Source organism: Arthrobacter sp. cf158 (assembly GCF_900106835.1).
In the GTDB taxonomy this organism is placed as follows: domain Bacteria; phylum Actinomycetota; class Actinomycetes; order Actinomycetales; family Micrococcaceae; genus Arthrobacter.
This window is the reverse complement of the sequence record NZ_FNNR01000002.1, coordinates 553561-575149: the sequence shown is the minus strand read 5'-3', so window position 1 is coordinate 575149 and position 21589 is coordinate 553561. Positions and strand designations below refer to the sequence as shown.

Here is a 21589-nt window from a genome sequence, read left to right as displayed (position 1 = left end):
TTTGTTGGTGACCCCAGCGGGATTCGAACCCGCGTTACCGCCGTGAGAGGGCGGCGTACTAGGCCGCTATACGATGGGGCCTTGCACTTTTTATCACCGTTTCCGGCGATCAAGCTGAATGAGTATTTCATACTTTCAGCTTCTCTCCAAATCGCCTTAGCGACTTGGTAGTTCCGAATTATCCGCGTGTTTACGCGGATTTTCAGAGCTGGGATACCAGGACTCGAACCTAGAATGACGGTACCAGAAACCGTAGTGTTGCCAATTACACCATATCCCAAAGTGACTTTTGGACCGGAGTTCCTCGTCTCGGTTTCCCTTGACTTTTCCCTCCGTGCCCCTCAGCACGAGTAATGACTCTACCGGAGTCTTGCCACCTGCACAAATCGAGAAGGCGTTACCTGCATCACATGAATCCCGGCCCGCCGCGGAGGCACTCAGTGCCATGGGGGCCTTGGATGTCCGTGGGAGCCCTATGCCGCGGTGGAAGCCCTGACCAGCAGCCGGGACAGCGAATCCACTTGGCGCCCCTTGAATTCGTCCACTACTTCACCGGTCCTGTTGAGCCACACGCCCACCAGGCCGGCAGCCGTTCCTCCTTCGGCGTCGAGGAGCCGGTTGTCACCAACATAAAGGGTCTCGCCCGGATTGGTGCCAAGCAGGCGCACACCTTCGAGGTAGATTGCCGGATCCGGCTTGGGCACGCCCACGGTGTCTGTTCCGACGAGGATCTTGATCCGCGACAGGCCCGCGCCATCCAGCTTGGCGCGTTGGTAGTCATGGACGTTGTTGCTCACAGCTCCATAGGGAATCCCTGCGGCATCGAGCTCATCCAGGACATCCTGGACATCATCAAAAGGCCGCACGTAAGCCGTCTGGCGCTGGTGGTACTCCATGACCCAGGCCTGCGCCGCCTCGCCCTCCGCCAGTTCCACACCAAAATGACCCAATGCAGCCCTGCCGCGAAGCAGCCGCTGCTCGTTAAAGGTCAGCTCGCCGGCCAGGTAACGGTCGTAGAAATGCGTGGTTTCGTGCGTGAAGATTCGCCCGAACTTCACCCACCCGGCCTGGTCAAGGCCGGGCAGGAGATGTTCACTGACGTCACGCAATGCTGTGGTCATGGCGTACTCAAGGTCCACCAAAGTGTCGTCGATGTCGAACAGAACACCGCGGATAGTACCGAAAGAGCTTGCAATCGCCATGACGGGTGCCGCTTCTAGCCGCGGAAGGCGCGAACGCGGGCCAGCGAGGAATCCTTGCCGAGGATCACCATGGACTCGAACAGCGGCGGGGAAATCCGGCGGCCGGAGATGGCCGTGCGCACTGGCCCGAAGGCCGCCCGCGGTTTGATGCCCAGATCCTCCACGAGCGCTTGTTTCAGCGCCGCCTGAATGTTCTCGGCATTCCAGTCCTGGATGGGCTCCAGCGCCGCAATGGCCGCGTCCAGGACTTCCTCCAGATTGGCCGGGAGGCCCTTGCGGGCGTCGTCCGCAACGTCAATGGCGTCATCGGCCTTGAACAGGAAGGCCAGCATTTCAGGAGCCTCGCCAAGGAGGGTGATGCGTTCCTGGACCAGCGGAGCCGCCTCGGCGAGGATCTCTTCCTGCCGCGGAGTGAGGATCTCCCCTACAAAACCGGCGGCGCGGAGGTACGGAACCAGCCGCTCCTTGAAGTCCTCCGGCGCAAGCATCCGGACGTGGGTTCCGTTGATGGCCTCGGCCTTCTTGATGTCGAAGCGCGCCGGGTTGCCCAAGACATCGTGGATGTCGAAGTTGGCCACCAGCTGCTCCACCGTGAAGATGTCCTCATCCGCGCTCAGGGACCAGCCCAGCAGCGAGAGGTAGTTGAGCAGGCCCTCGGGGATGAAGCCACGCTCGCGGTGCAGGAACAGGCTCGACTCGGGGTCGCGCTTGGAAAGCTTCTTGTTCCCCTGGCCCATGACATATGGCAGGTGGCCGAACTCAGGCATGTACTCCGCAACACCGATCGCGTAGAGAGCGCGGTACAGCGCAATCTGGCGCGGGGTGGAGCTCAGCAAGTCCTCGCCACGAAGGACGTGGGTGATCCCCATGAGCGCGTCGTCCACCGGGTTCACCAGCGTGTACAGCGGAGCACCATTGGCGCGAACCACCGCGAAGTCGGGAACCGAGCCGGCCTTGAAGGTGATTTCGCCGCGGACAAGATCGTTGAAGGTGAGGTCCTCGTCCGGCATGCGGAGGCGCAGCACAGCTTCCCGGCCCTCGGCCTTGAACTGGGCAAGCTGCTCTTCTGTCAGGTGGCGGTCGAATCCGTCGTAGCCCAGCTTGGGGTCGCGGCCGGCTGCCTTGTGGCGGGCTTCAATCTCGTCAGGAGTGGAATAGGACTCATAGACGTGTCCCCCGGCCTTGAGCTTGGCAATGACGTCCTGGTAGATGTCACCTCGCTGCGACTGCCTGTACGGTTCGTGCGGGCCGCCCACCTCCACGCCCTCATCCCAGTTGATGCCGAGCCATTTGAGGGCGTCCAACAACTGGTGGTAGCTCTCCTCGCTGTCACGGGCAGAGTCCGTGTCCTCAATGCGGAAGATCAACTTGCCGCCTGTGTGGCGCGCATAGGCCCAATTGAACAGGGCCGTACGGATCAGGCCAACGTGCGGGGTTCCCGTAGGCGACGGGCAGAAACGGACGCGGACCGGAGTCTCGGCGTTGACGGCAGGGATGGCGCTGGAGGCAGCGTTCGACGCAGAAGCAGTAGTCATAGTGGTTCCAACTTTACCGCTTGGCACCGCGTCGGTTTCCCCGTTGGAAGTGCCCGACGGCGGCACGCACCTTCCGTACGAAAAGTGCGTGCCGCCGTCGGGCTCCAGCTTGCGGTTGGGCGCCTAGCGGCGGACCACCGGGTTGGAGAGCCGGCCGATGCCTTCGATCTCCACCTCGAAGCGGTCGCCTTCGCTGACCAGGCCGACACCGGCCGGGGTACCTGTCATGATGACGTCCCCCGGGAGCAGCGTAAACGCGTGGGAGACAATCGAGACGAGCTCGCGAACACCGCGAATCATCTGGTTGGTGCTGCCGTCCTGGCGAAGTTCACCGTTGAGCCGTCCCTGGATGGACAGGTCTTCGTGGTCGAGTTCCGTCTCAATCCACGGACCCAGCGGGGCGGAAGTGTCGAAGCCCTTGGCGCGTGCCCACTGGAGGTCGGTCTTCTGAACATCACGGGCGGTGAGGTCGTTGCCGCAGGTATAGCCGAAGATGACGTCGTCTGCGCGCTCCTCCGGGACGTCCTTGCAGATGCGGCCAATAACGACGCACAGCTCAGCTTCGAAGGACACTTCTTCGGAGAACTCGGGAAGGATGATGGGATCGTTTGGGCCGATCACGGACGTATTGGGCTTGAGGAACAGCAGCGGCTGCTGGGGAACCTCGTTCCCGAGTTCCGCGGCGTGCTCCGCAAAGTTCCGGCCCACGCCGATCACCTTGCTGCGCGGAATGATCGGCGCCAGGAGCCGCACGTCCTCGAGCTTGTGCTTCACATGGGTACGTTCAACGCCGTTGAAGAAGGGGTCGCCGTTGATGACAGTGATTTCCTCACTGCCGGGCTCGCCTTCAACAACGCCGTAAAGGGGATCAGAATCAACTACAAACCGGGCGATACGCATGGGCTCAAGCCTACCGTCAGCGCTCAGCCTCGAAGGTAATCCAACTGGGCAGCCACGGAAGTCTCGGCCGCCCACCGAACGGACGGGTCGACGTCGGGGTACACAGCATCCGTGACCGCCTCGACTGACGCGTCCTGTCCCAGGTTTTCCAGGGCTGTTCTGATCTGGTCAAGACGCTGCTCACGGTGGTCCCGATACTCGCGGCACTTCTCGTCCAGCGCTGGCAGCACCGGTCCGTGGGCCGGCAGGAGTGTCGCGGCGCCGAGTGCTTCCAAGCGGTCCAGGCTCGCCAGGTAGTCCCCCAGCTTGCCATCCGGATAGTCCAGCACTGTGGTACCGCGGCCCAGGATGGTGTCCCCTGTGAGGACGGAACCCGTGGGCCCATCCTTGGGCAGGTGGAAACAGAGCGAATCGGACGTGTGGCCAGGGGTGGCTACAACGCGGATTTCGACACCGCCCACATGCAGCACTTCGCCATCGTGGAGGGGGTCACCACCATGGCAATACTCGGCGGACCGAGCCCGGACCGGCGCCCCCGTCAGTTCGTGGAAGCGCGCAGAAGCCTCGGTATGGTCGGCATGGCGATGAGTAATAAGTACTACATCCACCACGCCGGCTGCTGCCAAATCGGACAAATGCTGTTCGTCCTCCGGGCCTGGGTCTACCACAGCCACACGGGTGGAGCCCGGCGCGCCTATGACGTATGAGTTGGTGCCGTCAAGACTCATCGGACCGGGGTTGGGGGCCAGCCGGAATCGAGTGAGCTCGCTGCTTCGCTGCAAAGAGTCGCTGCCGCGTTGAGGGGAGGAGCCAAAGCCGGAAGATGTGGGGCCGGGAGTTTCGTTGCCGGGAGTCGCCATGGATTCAGAAGTCACTGTCCCATCTTGGCACCACACCAACCCTCTCTCACCAAACACCCCCACCACACCAACCCTCTCTCACCAAACACCCCCACCACACCAACCCTCTCTCACCACCCCCAGGGATCGGCTCGCGGCGGAAGAGTGAAGGTTCGCCATAAAGCGGCAAACGGTGAGAGAGCGACCACCAAAAAGCGACGAACAGTGAGAGAGCATCCACCAAAAGACGACAAAAGGTGAGAGAGCATCCACCAAAAAGCGACGAACAGTGAGAGAGCGTCCGGGATGCAGGACGGCGGCCCTGCCGCTTGGTGACCAAGAGGCAGGACCGCCGTCGTGCGTTTCGTGCGTTTCAGTTGTGCGGGGGAAATCCGTTGGTTAGACCAATCGGGTCAGCCAGCCATGGGTGTCCTCGACGGTGCCGGTCTGGATGCCCAGGAGCTGCTCACGGATGGCCATGGTGGTTTCGCCCGCCTTGGCATCCTCGGCGCCGATAAACTCGGTGGCATCCTTGAGCACACCGATCGGCGTGATGACTGCTGCAGTGCCACAAGCGAAGACCTCGGTGATCTCGCCGGAAGCGACGCCGTCGCGCCACTCGTCCAGGGTGATCTTGCGCTCGGTGACCTCACGGCCCATGTCCTTGGCCACCTGGATAACGGACATGCGCGTCACGCCTTCCAGGATGGTGCCGCTGAGCGCGGGAGTGACCAGGGAACCGTCCTTCATGACGAAGAAGACGTTCATGCCGCCCAGTTCTTCCACGGCGTCGTCGTTGAAGTGGTCCAGGAAAAGCACCTGCTTGCAGCCGTTTGCTTCGGCTTCCTGCTGTGCGATCAGCGAAGCAGCGTAGTTGCCGCCGCACTTGGCCGCACCCGTTCCGCCGCGGCCCGCGCGGGCGTATTCACGGGAGATCCAGATGGAGACAGGTTTGAGCTCGCCACCGAAGTAGTTGCCGGCGGGTGAAGCGATAACCCGGAAGGAAACTTCGCGGGCAGCCCGAACTCCGAGGAATGCCTCCGTGGCAATCATGAACGGACGCAGGTACAGGGCTTCGCCGTCGCCGGACGGAACCCATTCCCTATCTGCCTGCACCAGTTCCCGGATAGCGCCCAGGAAGTACTCCTCGGGCAGCTCAGGAAGGGCGAGGCGGCGTGCCGACTTGTTCAGGCGTGCAGCGTTGGCTTCGGGCCGGAAGGTCCACACCGAGCCGTCGGCGTGGCGGTAGGCCTTGAGTCCTTCGAAGATCTCCTGGCCGTAGTGCAGGACCGCAGCCGAGGGGTCCAGGGAAATGGGTCCGTACGGCTCGATCCGGGCATTCTGCCAACCGCCATTGCCATCGGCGTCAACTTTGTAGTCGACGACGGCGGTGTGGTCGGTGAAGTAGTCGCCAAATCCCGGGTTCGCCAGGACGGCTGCACGCTCCTCAGCAGACTTCGGGGTTTCCGAAAGCTGCTGGCTGAATTCGACGCCATGGGCAGTCTGAGTCATGTTTCCTCCACAGTCAGCTACCTGGCAGGGCGAACCGGGCCCCAAAAAGGGTGTGGTTCAGCGATGGACCAGGGAAGCAGGTAAATAATTCAAGACAAGCTTACGCCTGAGTATTGGGCCTAAAGTGCGGCCGCAATAGCGTCGCCAATGGCAGCTGTGCTGCGTGGCTCGCCGGTGCGGCTCTCGACGTCGGCGACTACTGCCGCCTCGATCTTGCGGGCCGCCGTGGTGTAGCCAAGGTGGTCCAGGAGAAGCACTGCGGAGAGGATGGCCGCGGTGGGATCGGCTTTCTGCTGTCCGGCGATGTCCGGAGCGGAGCCGTGGACGGGCTCAAACATGGACGGTGCTGTGCGGTCCATGTTGATGTTGCCCGATGCCGCCAAGCCAATGCCGCCAGTAACGGCTGCAGCGAGGTCGGTGAGGATGTCGCCGAAGAGGTTGTCGGTGACGATGACATCAAAGCGGGAAGGATCGGTCACCATGAAGATGGTGGCAGCATCGATGTGCAGGTAATCGTGAGTGACCTCCGGGAATTCCTGGGCCACAGCTTCAACGGTTCGCTTCCACAAGTGACCGGCGTACACCAGTACGTTGTGCTTGTGGACCAGCGTGACGTGCTTGCGCGGACGCTCGCTGGCACGGCGGAAGGCATCGCGCACCACGCGGTCAACGCCGTGGGCGGTATTGAGGGAAACCTCAGTGGCTACTTCGTGGGGAGTCCCGCCACGCAGGGTGCCGCCGTTACCCACGTAAGGGCCCTCCGTGCCTTCGCGGACCACGATGAAATCGATCGCCCCGGGGTTGGCCAGGGGGCTGCCGACCGTTCCGTAGAGGCGGGACGGGCGGAGGTTCACGTAGTGGTCCAGGCTGAAACGGAGTTTGAGCAGCATCTCGCGTTCGATGATGCCCGAAGGGATGCGTGTATCGCCCGGGGCTGCTCCCACTGCGCCAAAAAGAATGGCATCGCGGGTGCGCAGGTCTGCCAGGACCTCGTCGGGGAGGGTCTCACCTGTCTCAAGCCAGTGCTGGGCACCGAGCTTGTAATTGGTCAGCTCGAGGGAGACGCCTTCGGTAGCGACAGCCTTTTCCAGGACCTTGACAGCTTCGGCGATGACCTCTGGGCCAATGCCGTCGCCGGGGATGACAGCGAGATTGATGGACGATGCACTCATAGCTCTATCTAGCCAAGCAATCCACATGCTGGTCAAAATCGTCTCATTCTGCGAACACTCGACGTCGTGCCGATTCAGACCACGGCATGATGCCCGCCTCCGGACCAAGCGCATAGAGTCGTAGCGTGGACAGAAGGCACGCAGTATATGAATGGTTCCGGATCAACCGCTTCAAAGTGGATATGACGGCGACGTCCTTGTTGATACTCCTTTTTGGTCCGGTCTATCTGCTGGCCTCACGGCCCTGGCTCTTTGTCCTTTCCTGCAGCCTCCTGCTTCCGCTCGCTTGGCGACGCACGCGCCCGGCCGTTGCAGCCGGCGTCGTCATTCTGGTGTGCCTGATCCAGTGGGCGGTGGGTTCCGAGCCCGTAGCCGGCCAGATCGCGGTCCCGCTGGTCATCTACGCAACCGCGGCCTACGGCCCGGCGTGGGCAAGCCGCACAGTCCTGGTGGCCGGAATGCTGGGTGGCATCATGCTGACCACCCGCGAGTACTCCAGTACCGCCGAGTCAGGGATCATGGGGCTCACCATCGGAGCGCTCTACACGGTGTTGATCTGGATGCTGGTGCTGGTGAGCTGGACGCTGGGTGACCTCACACGCGTCCGCAGGCTCCAGCTTCGGGCGCTGGAGGACCGGACCCGACGGCTTGAAGTTGAGCAGCAGCAGGAGCGCCAACTGGCTGCGGCCGATGAACGCTCCCACATCGCGCGGGAAATGCACGACATCGTGGCCCACTCGCTGTCCGTCATCATTACCCAGGCCGACGGTGCCCGATACGCAGCCGCGGCAAAACCGGAGCTCGCCACCGAAGCGCTGGCCACCATCGCGGCCACGGGCAGGGACTCGCTGGGGGAAATGCGCAGGCTGCTGGGCGTACTCCGCTCCGACGACGACTCCCCTACCCGTCCGCAACCCCGCCTGTCAGATTTGGACGAGCTCCTCCTCGGATTCCGGGCCGCCACCCTGCAGGTCGCGTTTGAACAGGTAGGAGTCCCCCGCCGTTCTCTCCCCGCCGGCGCCGAGCTCACCGCGTACCGCATCATTCAGGAAGCCCTCACCAATGTGATGAAGCACGCCGGGCCGAAGGCGACGGCGGGCGTCACCCTGACGTGGCAGGCCCGCGGCCTGCAACTGGACATCGTCGACGACGGCCGGGGCGCCGCTGCTGATCCGCCGTCGGCAGGGGGCGGCAACGGGCTCCGGGGAATGGGCGAGCGCGTCTCCCTCTACGATGGTTCCTTGGCCGCTGGCCCCGAACAGGGCGGCGGTTTCCGTGTGTCCGCTTTCATCCCCTACTCGGAGGCCTAAACCCATGTCTGACGTTCCTGCACCCATCCGGGTGGCCCTGGTTGATGACCAGCACCTGGTCCGTTCAGGTTTTGGCATGCTGATCAATTCGCAGCCGGACCTGGAAGTCGTTGCCGAGGCAGGCAACGGGATCGAGGCTGTCCAAGCGCTGAGCGCCACTGCAGCCGATGTGGTCCTGATGGATGTCCGCATGCCTGGCATGGACGGCATAGAGGCAACCCGACGAATTCTGGAGCAAGCAGCGGCACAGCCCTCTGGCTCCCAGCGGGCCGAGATCAAGATTGTGGTGCTGACCACCTTCGACCTCGATGAGTACGCCCTTGCCGCAATCCAGGCAGGTGCCAGCGGGTTCCTCCTGAAGGATGCGCCACCCGAGGAACTCCTGGAGGCTATCCGCACTGTTTACCGGGGGGACGCAGTGATCGCGCCTTCCACCACGCGCCGCTTGCTGGACCATGTGGCACCTCTGCTCCGGGCCCAGACTCCCGAGCAGGGTGAGCACGCCGCGGCCGTGGAGCGCCTCACTGCCCGCGAGCGAGAGGTATTCCAGCTGATCGCACAGGGACAGTCCAATCCCGAGATTGCGGCGGGTCTGTTCCTTTCCGAGGCAACGGTGAAGACCCATGTGGGCCATATCCTGGCGAAACTCGGCGCACGGGATCGGGTGCAGGTAGTGGTCATCGCTTACGAGACAGGGATCGTGGCGCCCGGGGGTTAACGGCCTCATCCCGGGCTGTCCCCGGACTCAGACCAGGGTATGAGCAGGGCTTCCTGATAATGGGCCCATGGCCCGATCCCGCCGGGCAAGGCTGAAACATAGCGTGGAACCATGACAACATTCACGCCACTCCCCCACCCGTCAGGTACCGGCCGCCCCGCGGGATCGGACGCCGCCCAGGCCCGTCCGGCCGTCGAGGCTTTCAAGCTGACCAAGAGCTACGGCCGCGCCGATACCTCTGTGACGGCCCTGAACGAAGTCTCAGTGAGCTTCGACGCCGGCAAATTCACTGCCATCATGGGCCCGTCCGGTTCAGGCAAATCCACGCTGATGCACTGCCTGGCAGGACTGGACACGGCGGATTCCGGACGTATTGTGCTGGGCGGAACAGAGCTCACGGGGCTCAATGACCGTCAATTGACGGCGCTGCGGCGGGAGCGGATCGGCTTTGTCTTCCAGGCGTTCAACCTGGTGCCTACATTGACTGCGGAGCAGAACATCACGCTTCCGCTTGCCTTGGCGGGTACCACCGCCGACGCCGGGTGGCTGGATACCGTTGTCAGCACGCTTGGCCTGAAGGACCGGCTCAAACACCGCCCACATGAGTTGTCCGGTGGCCAGCAGCAGCGTGTCGCCGTGGCGAGAGCACTGTTGACGCGGCCCGACGTCGTATTCGGCGACGAGCCGACCGGCAACCTGGATTCGAAGGCAGGCGGAGAAGTCCTGGCCCTCCTGCGGCGGAGCAGCCAGGAGATGGGCCAAACCATCATCATGGTCACCCACGATCCCGTTGCCGCCAGTTACGCCGACCGTGTAGTGCTGATGAACGACGGTGGCCTGGTGGGCGAAATCCACAACCCCACCGCAGACTCCGTCCTGGCCGCCCTCGGCAAGCTGGGGGCCTGAGGCATGTTGCGTGTTGCCCTTTCCCAATTGACGACGCATTTCCGGCGCTTCGTTGCCATCGGCCTGGCCGTGATGCTCTCCGTCATGTTCCTCTCTTCCACCCTCATGGTGGGCGCGAGCACCAACGCATCGCTGGGTGCAAGTCTCGGCGAGGCCTACCGCAACGCGGACCTCGTTGCCACGTCCAAGAACGGCGAAGCATTTACCCAGGCTGCGGTGGATGCTGCTGCTTCCTCCCCCGCAGTGGAAGACAGCTATGCCGAGCGATCCACGTACGTGACGTTCGAGGCCGGCGGTGGCGAGCAGTATGGCCGTCTCCGCAATGTAGCCCCCACTTCCCTGGAAGGTGCCGTCCTTTCCTCGGGTTCCATGCCCTCACGCGCCTTGGACGCAGCCGTCGATTTGAAAACTGCCGCGCACCTGGGTCTCTCCGTCGGCAGCACTCTGGAGCTGCACGGTGCCGGGCCTGTCAAGAATGCCAAGGTGACCATCACGGGCCTGATCCAGGCCACCAACGATCCCTTCTCGTCGTCTGCGGCACAGTTGATTGCTTCGGAGAGCGTGCTGAACGCCGTGCAGGATGCAGGAGCCGGGTACTCGGGTCTGCAATTTACGCTCAAGCCTGGCGAAGATGTGCCTGCGGCCAAGGACTATATCGCCCACCGTATGGAGGCCGCGGGTGCCGTTGAGCCTGTGCTGGAAACCGCCCAGGAAAAGGTCACCTCCACTGTGGCCATGCTGAGTGCCGGGCAGGACCAGCTCACAGTTGTCCTGTTGGCCTTTGCCGGTGTGGCTATCCTTGTTTCCACCTTGGTGGTGGCCAACACGTTCTCCGTCCTGGTGGCCCAGCGGACCAGGGAACTGGCACTCTTGCGCTGCCTGGGCGCCGGACGTTCGCAGATCCGCGGATCGGTGATGCTCGAGGCACTCGTGGTTGGTTTCATTTCCTCGGTACTGGGCGTCCTGGCCGCGACGGGCCTGATGACGGGCTTGATTGCCTGGGCCAAGTCCCAACCCGAGCAAGCCTTCGCGACGTTGGCGGTGCCGCCGTCGGCCATCATTGCCGGCCTGGTGGCCGGAACCTCGCTGACCGTGGTGGCGGCGCTGGTGCCCGCCAAGGCCGCGACCGCCGTCGCACCTCTTGCCGCCTTGCGGCCTGCCGATGACGCATCCGTGCGGAACCGACGCGGCAAGTTCCGCTTGATACTGGGCCTCATCACCCTGGCGGGTGGTTCTACGCTCCTGGTGTACGGCAGCATGAACGTGTCGCTTCCGCTCGCACTGTTGGGTGGCGCGGCCTCGTTCGTGGGAATCCTGCTGTGCTCCACGCTGTTCATCCCCACCGTTGTGTCGCTGGCCGGGCGCTTGGCAGCTCCGGCCGGCGTTCCGGGCAAGCTCGCCGCTGTCAACGCCACGCGCAACCCCGCCCGCACTTCGGCGACAGCTGCTGCGCTGCTGATCGGCGTCACCCTGGTGTCGCTCATGATGACCGGAGCAGCCACCTCCCGGCAGGCGTTCAACGACACCTTGGCCGAGAACTACCCGGTGGACCTGTCCGCGCAGACCGCCGTGGACGGTGGACGCGACCCCGGCGATGCTGTCTCCCGAATCAAAGCCCTCGACGGCGTGAGCGCTGCGGTGCTGCTCCAACCGGTGGGAACGCTGAGTGATGCCACGACGCCCGATGGCGGCAGCACGATTTACAGCCTCAGCGCCTCAGATGCCGGCTCGGTCCTCCGCGACAACCACCTCAAGCCGACTCCGGGTACGGTCTACCTGCCTGAAGACTCCCCTGAGGGCCCTGCCACCATCAAGACGGCGTCCGGCAACGTATCGCTCGACGCTAAGGTTCTGCGGACCCGCCACGTGCCACCGTTCGTGGAGAGTGCCAGCATCCCGTCCGCCGCCCTGCCGGAAACACCTGCCATGGTGTGGGTGAAACTGGACGACTCCGTGTCAGCAGACCGGGTTCAGGCCATCCAGAAAGAAGTTGCCGCAGCGTTGGGAGTGCAGGAGCGCACGGTCAGCGGGGCCGCGATCGAGCGCGTCACGTTCAACAGCATCATCGACGTCCTCCTGCTGGTGGTCACGGGGCTGCTCGGCGTGGCGGTAGTCATCGCCCTGATCGGTGTAGCCAATACCCTCTCCCTCTCCGTCTTCGAACGCACACGGGAAAACTCACTCCTCCGTGCACTCGGCCTGACCAAAGGCCAGCTCCGCGGGATGTTGGCCATCGAGGCTGTGCTCGTCGCAGGCGTAGCCGCCATTATGGGAGCCGGCATGGGAATCGTTTACGGCTGGCTCGGCGCCCAGGCGACCCTGGGCGGCGTGGCCACCGTTGTTCCGGCAGTCCCGTGGCTGCAGTTGGCTGCAGTGTTTGGCGTCGCGGTGGTGGCCGGACTCCTGGCGTCGGTGATCCCTGCCCGGCGGGCGGCACGGTTATCGCCCGTGGAAGGCCTCGCTACCGCCTAAGGAACCGACGCTCTCTCACCTAAACACCCTTAAAGCGAAACGCTCTCTCACCCCCTGCCGGCTAACCGGTTGGTGATGAGAGAGCGTTTCGCGTCTGACGGCGGGACGCGAGAGAGCGTCGGGCCTTAAGCCTCGACAGGTTCTTCGTACCGAGGGAAGACCGGCGCCGGTGCCGGCAAAACCGTGCCGGCAACGATCGGTGTGCCGATGGCAGCAAACTGGCGCGCCTCACCTTCGGGCTGGCCCAGGACCTCAAGGAGCTTGGCCGACGACGACGGCATGACCGGCTGCACCAGGATCGCCACGATCCGGACAACCTCCAGCGTGACGTAAAGGACCGTGTTCATACGGTCGATATCCGTCTTGCGCAGCACCCACGGAGCCTGCTCAGCGAAGTAGGCATTGGTGTCACCAAGAACCGTCCAAATGGCTTCCAGCGCGCGGCTGAATTCCTGCTTGTCAAACGCAGAACGGGCGGTTTCCAGCAACCCGGCGGCCTGCGCCAACAAAGCCTCGTCCTCTGCTGTGAACTCGCCGGGTACCGGGACCTTGCCCTCGCAGTTCTTCGCAACCATGGACAGCGAACGCTGGGCAAGGTTGCCGAAGTTGTTGGCGAGGTCGGAGTTCATACGACCCACAATGGCTTCGTGGTTGTAGTTGCCGTCCGCACCAAACGGAACTTCGCGCAGGAAGAAGTACCGGCACTGGTCCAGGCCGTACTGCGCCACGAAATCCTGCGGTGCCACAACGTTGCCCAGAGACTTGGACATTTTCACACCATTGTTGGTGAGGAAGCCGTGGATCATGACGCGCTTTGGCAGCTCCAGCCCCGCGCTCAAAAGGAATGCGGGCCAGTAGATCGCGTGGAAGCGCGAGATGTCCTTGCCGATGACGTGAACGTCGGCCGGCCAGAACTTCCTGAAGGACTCTGAATCCACATCCGGGTAGCCAACGCCCGTCAAGTAGTTGGTGAGCGCGTCAACCCACACGTACATGACGTGCTTCTGGTCGCCAGGGACAGGAACTCCCCAGTCGAACGTGGTGCGGCTGATGGACAGATCTTCCAGGCCACGCTTGACGAAGCTGATGACCTCATTGAAGCGGGACTGCGGCGCGCCGAACTCAGGCTGTTCCTCATAGAGCGCCAGGAGCTTCTCCTGGTAGTTGGAAAGCCGGAAGAAGTAGCTTTCCTCAGCCGTCCAGGTCACCAAGGTGTCCGTCTCCTTGGAGTAACGGAGGCCGTCCTCCTTCACCACGGTATCGTCCTCGACGTAATACGCCTCGTCACGGACCGAGTACCAGCCCTCGTATTTGGACAGGTAAATGTCGCCGTTGGCTTCCATCTTCTTCCAAATGGCCTGCGAGGCGGCGTAGTGGTCCTGGTCCGTGGTGCGGATAAAGCGATCATGGGAGATGCCCAGATCCTGGCTCATCTGCTTGAAGGCAGCAGAGTTGCGGTCCGCGAGTTGCTTGGCAGTAATGCCTTCCTTCTCAGCGGACTGCTGCATCTTGAGTCCGTGCTCGTCCGTTCCGGTCATGAAGAACACCTCATGGCCATCCAGGCGCTTGAAGCGCGCCATGGCATCAGTCGCAATGACCTCGTAGGCGTGGCCGATGTGCGGCACGCCATTGGGGTAGCTGATTGCGGTGGTGATGTAGAACGGGGATTTCTCTGGAGACGTCACTCTAAGAAGTTACCTTTTTTTGGAATGAAATAGCGTTAGTTAAGCTCGGTCAGCGAATCGCTGAGCCGCACCAGCTCATGGTCGTGCGAAGCAACCAGCACAGCGATGCCGTCGCTGGTGGTGTCCTTCAGGATGCCGATGATCCGGTTGGCCGCGGCACGGTCAAGGCTGGCTGTGGGTTCGTCCACCACCAGCACACGGGTACCCAGGATGAGGGCGCGGGCGATGGCCACGCGCTGGCGCTCACCGCCGGAGAGCTGGGCGGGACGGTGGCGCATGCGGCGTCCCAGACCCACCAGGTCCAGGAGGTCCTTGGCCATCTCAGTGCGCTGCTCCACTTCGCCGTCCGGTACGGCAGGGAGCAGGACGTTCTCCAGGGCGCTCATGCCGTCGATCAAAGCACCGCCCTGGTCCACGTACCCAATCAGGGCACGTCGGCGGTCAGCGATCTCATCATCGCCCATGGATTCCAGGGAATGGCCTTCCCAGAAGACCTTGCCCGAGGTAGGCAGTGTGAGGCCGGCACCCACCGTCAGGATGCTGGTCTTGCCGGAGCCGCTTCGGCCGGCGATGCAGTGCATCTCTCCAGCGTGCAGCGTGAGATTGAAGTCATCGACGACGTCGACTTCCTCGGCACCGCCCTTGTCGCCACCGTAGTGGATGGTGACACGGCTCAGTTCCAAGGGAGTTGCGTGGTCCGCGGCCTTCACGATGGTGTTGGCGCGGGTTTGCAGCGACTCGTCCGTGGACTCCGGGGTGGGCGTCAGCTCGGGGTTGAGGTTGTCAGTCATTTGACTACTTTCGTTGCAATCGGAATCCAGCAAATTACGGCCAGCAGACCGGCCAGTCCGGCCCAGAGAGCCGCGTAGGGAGCCAGGAGCAGTCCCAGCCCAAGGGCGCCGAGGACACCCAGGGGAAGTGCCACAGTGCCTACAAGTGCGTTTTCAAAGAAGCGGACCTGACCCAGCATGTCCGGGTTCCAGCCCATGGCGCGGAGGGTACCGAGGTACTCCCTCTTGGCGTGGAGTTCGAAACGTCCAGTGACGAGGGTGAGCAGCAGGCCAACAACCACGCCGAAGACGGCGAGGATGACGCTGGGCAAGGCAATGCTGGCAGCGGCCAGGCCACTGAGCGCACTGGCTCCGGCAGCACGTGGGATGTCGATCAGGAGTGCGATCAACGCACCAACTGCCGCGCCGAACACTCCAACTGCCACCGCCAAGGAAACCGAATTGAACCGATTGGTGGTGAGCTGCCTGTTGGCGAACGTCAACGGCGAGTCCACTGTCACCAAGCGGTCATCGTGCTGCGGTTCCTGGTCGATGACCACGCGGTGGCGCAACTGCTGGGCCGCCAGCCAGGCAGCGCCGCAGTAGATCACCAGCATCGTGACGGACACGATCACGGTGGCCACATTCCAGCTCAGCAGGCTCAGGATAATTCCCGCCGCCGCAAGCGCAGCCGCGCCCACAGCAAATTCTTCGAGGACCCACGAGCGGATACGTTTCTGCGTCCAACCCATTGCACGGAGAATCCCGGCTTCGCTTCGGCGCTGGCGGATGTAACTCACGGTGGAGGCACCCGTCAGGAGCGTAGCCCCCAGCAGTGTCAGGAAGAGCAGCGTGATGTTGGTGCCGGTCAGCGAGCCGGAGACGGCGTCGGCCGCATCCTGGCGTACCCACGACTGCTGGACAGTGCCCAGCGGCGACTCCTTGCCGGCGTCGTCCTTGCTGTAACCGGGGACGAAGATGTTGGCATCTTCGCGGGCGGAACCGGCAACCACGGTGGCTTCGAGGCCAAGGTCGCGGATCTGTGCGGCCAGCTTCTCTACCTCAGGCTGCGCCGTCTTCCAGTTGCCGGTTGCGCTGGCACGGACACGGATGGCGTCGATGACGTTGGCGTTGGTGTCGTAGCCTCGGGCTGCTGCAAGTCCGTAGTAATCGGTGATGGCGCCGGCGGACTGGCTAACCAGGCCCGTGGCACTGAGCGAGGGCTTCAGTTCGGTCCCATCAACGTCTTTGCCGTCGGCGTCCTTGCTGAGGGTCATCGGAGCGGGGTCGTAGCCACCCAGGGGAAGCTTGTTGACGTCTCCGGCCGCGGCCTGGACGTCAGCGGGGTCAAAGGTGCCGTACACCATGGGCAGCGGAGCGGCCGGCTTCTTGCCTGTTTCCAGGTCTTCCCGGTAGGAGCGTTCGTCGACAGGCTTGCGCTGCGTCTGGTCCACGGCCGCGCCGAAGGAAGACTTCTCAGGCAGGCGGTTGACCGTGACCCAGTCCCCCGGAGTGGCGCTCTTGTCCGATGCGCCGTTGGCGGCTTCGTCGCCGTCCTTGTACTGCGGAGCGGCCGCGAAAGCCGTGCTCCACGTGGCCGGGTTGTAGAGGCCCTGGCTGAACGAAGCAGTGCTGCCCAGCAGCTTGCTGTGATCAGTGGATCCCGGCCATTCCAGGGCAAACGGGGATTTGGAGACGAACGGGAGGTAATCCTTGTCCAAGGACCGCGTCACGGTCCCGACTTCCTTGACGACCTTGCCACTGGCGTCCAGTTCCTCGATCTTCACCGAGTACTGCAGATCAAGGGAAGTACCGGAGCGGACAATCAGCGGGATGGCCTGCGAGTCGTCAGTCAGCAAGCCATCACGCTTGGCCTGCTGGTACTGCGTCATCAGCGGAGCCCAGTATTTGAGCTTCACGCCAAGGAAGTCCGGCCCTTCTTCCAGCTGGTCCATGCTGAGACCGGTGGTGAAGAGGCTTTCGAAGTGGCGACCGATGGCGCCTGCGTCACGGGCATCGGCCGGCGGCGCCTTCTCCAGCGGTGCCAGGAAGTCACCCGCAGAGCCAAGGAGCGCCCTTTCGGCGGCAGGATCAACCGCGACGACGGATTCTGTCACCTCAGGCGCCAGGGGCAGCGCCACGGAAAGATTGAAGAGGTTGTGCTCGGATCCAAGCGCCGGAGCAGGAAACTTAACACCTGTCTCACCTTCAGGGCCTGCGATCCGTACGTTCGTGCCGCCTGCTGCCTGTTCCTGGATCAGGCGGCCCTTGCCCAGGGTGCCTTCAGCGCTGGTCTTGAACAGGGTTTGCTGGTTCACGCCATCGGAGCTCGTCGCTGAAGCGGTCAGACGGTACTTCTTGGGTGAGTCGGACAACACGGATTCCGCTGCAGGCCACTTGCTGGAGTCCATGGCGGAGGGGTCACCCGCAGTCACAGCCCCTGCGAGGCCGGCGTTGTAGCCGAGGTAATCCATGGCGTTGAGGCGGGGTGCCTCAAGGTTCTGGGATACGCGGGAAACCAGGCTGATGGGGGCGGCCACAGCCGTTTGTCCCATGGTCCGGATCTTCTCCAGCTGGTCAAAGCTGATGCCACCCTGGCCGTTCGCTATTTCCGGCTGGATCAATGCACCGCCGTCGCCGTCTTGAGTCTGGTCAGGCTTCGCCTGGACCAGGATGTCGTAGAGTCCCCGCGAGTTCTCATCCACAGTCCGGTTCAAAGCAGCCTGCGACTGGCTTTGGACGAGGACGGACAAGCACATTGCGACGATCAAAATGGCCGCGGTCAGCAGCAGCACACGGCTTCTGATGAACCTTTGGACGGCGTTCATTGGGCTCCCTGAGACCTTGATTGCGGGCGCGCACACATGGTCCGTGATTCCTCGAAAAACACAGAGGAATACCGGGCTGTATGTGCAAAAAGTTGTGGCCGGCCTGCTGCCGGGTCCGAATCCCGGACCCAGCCATTGTAAGCAGACCGGCCACTCCTGCGTGCCAAAGGTGTGTCGCCGGCACGCGAACTTAGCTGATGGGGATCAGCAGTTCTAGTCCTCCAGGTCCACTTCGCGGACCATGTCAGCGCCGATACCGGCCTTGATGGCCTCCAGTACCTGCTGCGGAACAGAGCTGTCGATGGTCAGCAACGCCAAGACCTGGCCACCTTCAGTCTGGCGGGCCACCTGCATGCCACCAATGTTGATGTTGTTCATGCCCAGGATGTGTCCGATGGTTCCGATGACGCCCGGACGGTCGGCGTAGGCCACCACCACCAAGTGCTCGCTGATGGGGATTTCCACGTCATAGCCGTTGACGCCTACCAGCTTCTCCACCTGCTTGGGTCCGGTCAAGGTACCGGCGACGGAGATCTGTGAGCCATCGCTCAGAGCGCCCCTGATGGTCAGCACGTTGCGGTAGTCTTCAGCGTCCGGCGTGGTGATCAGACGGGTGTTGATGCCGCGCTGCTCCGCGATGACCGGAGCATTCACATACGAGACCTGCTCGGTAACGACATCAGCGAAAACGCCCTTCAGTGCGGCCAGCTCAAGCACCTTGACGTCAAGTGCAGCAATCTCGCCGGCGACCTCGACGTCGATCTGCGTCAAGGACGCGTGGGTCAGCGCGGTGAAGATCCGGCCCAGTTTTTCAATCAGCGGGATGCCGGGACGCACGTCAGGTGCGATGACTCCGCCGGCAACGTTCACGGCATCCGGTACAAGCTCGCCAGCGAGTGCCAGGCGGACGGACTTGGCAACGGAGACGCCGGCCTTCTCCTGGGCTTCGTCAGTGGACGCTCCCAGGTGCGGAGTGACGATGACGTTGTCCAGCTCAAAGAACGGGAGGTCGGTACTCGGTTCCTTGACGAAAACGTCCACGCCGGCGCCGGCAATCTGTCCCTCTTTCAGAGCGACATAGAGCGCTTCTTCGTCCACCAGTCCACCGCGGGCAACGTTGATGACGTAGGCGGATTCCTTCATCTTGCGGAAGGCGTCAGCACCCAGCATGCCTACAGTCTCAGGGGTCTTGGGCATGTGGATGGTGATGAAATCGGAATTCTGCAGAAGTTCATCCAGCGTGACCAGCTTGACGCCCAACTGCGCCGCGCGGGCAGACGTGATGTAGGGGTCGTAGGCGAGAATTTCGGTCTCGAAGCCCTGCAGACGGGCGGCAACCAACGCGCCGATGCGTCCCAGGCCGATGATGCCGATCTTTTTCTCGAACAGCTCGATGCCGGTGTACTTGGAGCGCTTCCACTCGCCGTTCTTCAGCGCGGAGCTGGCCTGTGGGATATGGCGGGCGAGGCTCAGGATGTGGCCCACGGTGAGCTCTGCGGCCGAGACGATGTTGGAGGTCGGGGCGTTGACCACCATGACGCCTGCCTGGGTGGCGGACTTGATGTCCACGTTGTCCAGGCCTACACCGGCGCGGGCAATGACCTTGAGGTTCTTGGCCGCGGCGATTGCTTCGGCATCCACCTGCGTGGCCGAGCGGACCAGGATCGCATCAACGTCAGCGATGGCAGACAGCAGCTGGGAACGGTCGGCGCCGTCGGTCTGGCGGATTTCAAAGTCCGGGCCCAATGCCTCGACTGTGGCGGGCGAAAGTTCCTCAGCGAGGAGGACGACGGGTTTGCTGGCTGACACGGGGTGGCACCTTACTTTGGACAACTTTGGGACAGAACTGGACAAGGAGCGGATGCGTGGCCCGGGCACGGCGCCGGGACCAGCCCAGAATATCGAATCCGGGCGGGGTTTCCGGTGCCGGCGAGTGATGTTACGGCCGGACCGGTAGCCGTTGTGAAGAAGTTCACAGCCTGGCTTGCTGGCCAAGTCGGTGGAGAAATGACGGCTGAAACAGCGACGCCCGCCCGGCTGTTGTGGCCGGACGGGCGTCGTTTGTCAGTGCTGGTGCCGGAGTGGCGATCAGCGGGCTGCGGAACCTTCGACGTAGTCCTGGTCCTGCTGCTGCCAGGAGAACAGGGAACGCAGTTCGCGGCCAACGCCCTCGATCGGGTGCTGCTCGGCCTTGGCGCGCAGTTCCTTGAACTCGGTGCCGCCATTGTCCTGGTCGTCGATGAAGCGCTTGGCGAAAGCACCGCTCTGGATGTCCGCGAGGACAGCCTTCATGTTTTCCTTCACCTCGGGGGTGATGACACGCGGGCCGGAGACGTAGTCGCCGTACTCTGCGGTGTCGGAAACGCTCCAGCGCTGCTTGGCGATGCCGCCCTCCCACATGAGGTCAACGATGAGCTTGAGCTCGTGAAGAACCTCGAAGTAGGCAATCTGCGGCTGGTAGCCGGCTTCGGTCAGGGTTTCGAAGCCGTACTGGACGAGCTGGGAAACGCCGCCGCAGAGGACGGACTGCTCGCCGAAGAGGTCGGTCTCGGTCTCTTCGGTGAAGGTGGTCTTGATGACGCCGGCGCGGGTGCCACCGATGGCCTTGGCGTAGGACTTTGCCAGGTCCCAAGCGGAACCGGAGGCATCCTGCTCCACAGCAATGATGTCCGGGATGCCACGGCCGGCTTCGAATTCGCGGCGCACGGTGTGGCCCGGAGCCTTCGGGGCGATCAGGATAACGTCAACGCCGGCCGGCGCCTCGATGTAACCGAAGCGGATGTTGAAGCCGTGTGCAAAGGCCAGTGCCTTGCCCTCGGTCAGCTTGTCCTTGATGGAGTCGTTGTAGATCGAGCGCTGGTGCTGGTCCGGTGCCAGGATCATGATGACGTCTGCCCATTCGGCGGCGTCCGCAACGTTCTTGACTGTGAAGCCTGCGTCCTCGGCCTTGGCGGTCGACTTGGAGCCTTCCTTGAGGGCGATAACAACTTCGACGCCGGAGTCGCGCAGGTTAAGCGCGTGGGCGTGGCCCTGGGAGCCGTAGCCAACGATGGCTACCTTGCGGCCCTGGATGATCGACAGGTCTGCGTCGTCGTCGTAGAACATTTCAGTCACTTGCGTAACTCCTCTTGAGTGGTTTTTCGTAGATATTGATAGTGGTGCTGCGGTACTGGGCGCGATGCTCAGCATGGAGGCAACGCAGGCCGAAGCCTGGGTTGCCTTCCCTTATGCGGAGCGGAGCGCCCTGTCACTCATGGAGCGGGATCCCCGTCCAACGGCCAAGGTGCCGGACTGCACGATTTCACGGATGCCGAACGGCTCGAGCACTGAGAGCAGCGCGGCGAGCTTCTCGGGGGTACCGGTTGCCTCGATCACCAACGAGTCTGTGGACACGTCGACGACGGCGGCACGGAACAGGTCTGCAGCCTGGGTAACCTGCAGACGTGTCGCGGCATCCGCACGTACCTTGACCAGGATGTGGTCACGTTGTACGGAAGATTCGGAAGTCAGCTCCACAATCTTGATCACGTTGACCAATTTGTTGAGCTGCTTGGTGACCTGCTCGATCAGGTCGCCGTCGGCGTCGACGACAACCGTCATGCGGGACATGCCGGGAACCTCTGTGGGTCCTACAGCAAGGGAATTGATGTTGAATGCGCGCCGGGCGAAGAGGCTGGCCACGCGGGTCAGCACGCCGGGCTTGTCTTCTACCAGAACGGACAGTGTGTGGCGGCTCATGC

At 63.0% G+C, this 21589-nt stretch carries 16 protein-coding genes and 2 tRNA genes; 4 read left to right on the top strand and 14 right to left on the bottom strand.

Annotated elements, in window-relative coordinates; genetic code table 11:
• Nucleotides 1–5: 5 nt before the first annotated feature.
• The 8 genes from BLW08_RS05700 to BLW08_RS05665 all read right to left on the bottom strand — a co-directional run bounded on the left by BLW08_RS05700 (nt 6) and on the right by BLW08_RS05665 (nt 7160).
• Nucleotides 6–81, bottom strand: a tRNA-Glu gene (locus tag BLW08_RS05700).
• 127 nt (nt 82–208) lie between these two features.
• Nucleotides 209–280: transfer RNA gene (locus BLW08_RS05695), tRNA-Gln, on the bottom strand.
• A gap of 193 nt (nt 281–473) precedes the next feature.
• Nucleotides 474–1202 (bottom strand): HAD family hydrolase, encoded by a 729-nt coding sequence (locus tag BLW08_RS05690; RefSeq protein ID WP_091323827.1) that lies wholly within the window; start codon nt 1200–1202, stop codon nt 474–476.
• 14 nt (nt 1203–1216) lie between these two features.
• Complete coding sequence (gene gltX, locus BLW08_RS05685; RefSeq protein ID WP_090818843.1) at nt 1217–2737, bottom strand: glutamate--tRNA ligase; 1521 nt, start codon at nt 2735–2737, stop codon at nt 1217–1219.
• 123 nt (nt 2738–2860) lie between these two features.
• Nucleotides 2861–3637, bottom strand: a complete 777-nt coding sequence (locus tag BLW08_RS05680; protein ID WP_090818840.1) for a fumarylacetoacetate hydrolase family protein — start codon at nt 3635–3637, stop codon at nt 2861–2863.
• A gap of 23 nt (nt 3638–3660) precedes the next feature.
• Complete coding sequence (locus tag BLW08_RS05675; protein WP_254779705.1) at nt 3661–4512, bottom strand: MBL fold metallo-hydrolase; 852 nt, start codon at nt 4510–4512, stop codon at nt 3661–3663.
• Between the two features lie 363 nt (nt 4513–4875).
• Entirely contained in the window at nt 4876–5988 is a 1113-nt protein-coding gene (locus BLW08_RS05670; protein ID WP_091323825.1) for a branched-chain amino acid aminotransferase, read from the bottom strand.
• Nucleotides 5989–6107: 119 nt separating this feature from the next.
• A complete protein-coding gene (locus BLW08_RS05665) occupies nt 6108–7160 on the bottom strand; it encodes a 3-isopropylmalate dehydrogenase (RefSeq protein ID WP_090818834.1) in 1053 nt (350 codons plus the stop codon).
• A gap of 125 nt (nt 7161–7285) precedes the next feature.
• Between BLW08_RS05665 and BLW08_RS05660 the strand changes: the two genes are divergently transcribed.
• From BLW08_RS05660 to BLW08_RS05645, 4 genes are all read left to right on the top strand, one after another.
• The gene (locus tag BLW08_RS05660; RefSeq protein ID WP_254779703.1) at nt 7286–8470 is read left to right on the top strand and encodes a sensor histidine kinase; all 1185 of its coding nucleotides are present in this window, start codon (nt 7286–7288) and stop codon (nt 8468–8470) included.
• Nucleotides 8471–8474: 4 nt separating this feature from the next.
• Nucleotides 8475–9188, top strand: coding sequence for a response regulator (locus tag BLW08_RS05655; RefSeq protein ID WP_090818831.1), 714 nt, complete (start codon nt 8475–8477; stop codon nt 9186–9188).
• 111 nt (nt 9189–9299) lie between these two features.
• Nucleotides 9300–10094, top strand: coding sequence for an ABC transporter ATP-binding protein (locus BLW08_RS05650; RefSeq protein ID WP_090818828.1), 795 nt, complete (start codon nt 9300–9302; stop codon nt 10092–10094).
• Nucleotides 10095–10121: 27 nt separating this feature from the next.
• A complete protein-coding gene (locus BLW08_RS05645; RefSeq protein ID WP_254779701.1) occupies nt 10122–12566 on the top strand; it encodes an ABC transporter permease in 2445 nt (814 codons plus the stop codon).
• Between the two features lie 125 nt (nt 12567–12691).
• On the opposite strand, the gene metG is transcribed toward BLW08_RS05645, so the two are convergent.
• The 6 genes from metG to ilvN all read right to left on the bottom strand — a co-directional run bounded on the left by metG (nt 12692) and on the right by ilvN (nt 21587).
• Entirely contained in the window at nt 12692–14251 is a 1560-nt protein-coding gene (metG, locus tag BLW08_RS05640; RefSeq protein WP_091323820.1) for a methionine--tRNA ligase, read from the bottom strand.
• Nucleotides 14252–14286: 35 nt separating this feature from the next.
• Nucleotides 14287–15042, bottom strand: coding sequence for an ABC transporter ATP-binding protein (locus BLW08_RS05635; RefSeq protein ID WP_090818820.1), 756 nt, complete (start codon nt 15040–15042; stop codon nt 14287–14289).
• Nucleotides 15039–17849 (bottom strand): FtsX-like permease family protein, encoded by a 2811-nt coding sequence (locus BLW08_RS05630; protein ID WP_091323817.1) that lies wholly within the window; start codon nt 17847–17849, stop codon nt 15039–15041. Before BLW08_RS05630 ends, BLW08_RS05635 begins: the two co-directional genes overlap by 4 nt.
• A 213-nt stretch (nt 17850–18062) precedes the next feature.
• Complete coding sequence (gene serA, locus BLW08_RS05625; RefSeq protein WP_090818814.1) at nt 18063–19658, bottom strand: phosphoglycerate dehydrogenase; 1596 nt, start codon at nt 19656–19658, stop codon at nt 18063–18065.
• A gap of 279 nt (nt 19659–19937) precedes the next feature.
• A complete protein-coding gene (gene ilvC / locus BLW08_RS05620) occupies nt 19938–20963 on the bottom strand; it encodes a ketol-acid reductoisomerase (RefSeq protein WP_090818812.1) in 1026 nt (341 codons plus the stop codon).
• Nucleotides 20964–21074: 111 nt separating this feature from the next.
• Nucleotides 21075–21587: an acetolactate synthase small subunit gene (ilvN, locus tag BLW08_RS05615; protein WP_011775174.1), complete on the bottom strand. Its 513-nt coding sequence runs from the start codon at nt 21585–21587 to the stop codon at nt 21075–21077.
• Between the last annotated feature and the right edge of the window lie 2 nt (nt 21588–21589).

Coding starts and splice junctions, on each gene's coding strand:
- BLW08_RS05690 (WP_091323827.1), bottom strand. CDS start 1,202: ATGGCGATTGCAAGCTCTTTCGGTACTATCCGCGGTGTTCTGTTCGAC.
- gltX (WP_090818843.1), bottom strand. CDS start 2,737: ATGACTACTGCTTCTGCGTCGAACGCTGCCTCCAGCGCCATCCCTGCC.
- BLW08_RS05680 (WP_090818840.1), bottom strand. CDS start 3,637: ATGCGTATCGCCCGGTTTGTAGTTGATTCTGATCCCCTTTACGGCGTT.
- BLW08_RS05670 (WP_091323825.1), bottom strand. CDS start 5,988: ATGACTCAGACTGCCCATGGCGTCGAATTCAGCCAGCAGCTTTCGGAA.
- BLW08_RS05665 (WP_090818834.1), bottom strand. CDS start 7,160: ATGAGTGCATCGTCCATCAATCTCGCTGTCATCCCCGGCGACGGCATT.
- BLW08_RS05655 (WP_090818831.1), top strand. CDS start 8,475: ATGTCTGACGTTCCTGCACCCATCCGGGTGGCCCTGGTTGATGACCAG.
- BLW08_RS05650 (WP_090818828.1), top strand. CDS start 9,300: ATGACAACATTCACGCCACTCCCCCACCCGTCAGGTACCGGCCGCCCC.
- BLW08_RS05635 (WP_090818820.1), bottom strand. CDS start 15,042: ATGACTGACAACCTCAACCCCGAGCTGACGCCCACCCCGGAGTCCACG.
- BLW08_RS05630 (WP_091323817.1), bottom strand. CDS start 17,849: ATGAACGCCGTCCAAAGGTTCATCAGAAGCCGTGTGCTGCTGCTGACC.
- ilvN (WP_011775174.1), bottom strand. CDS start 21,587: ATGAGCCGCCACACACTGTCCGTTCTGGTAGAAGACAAGCCCGGCGTG.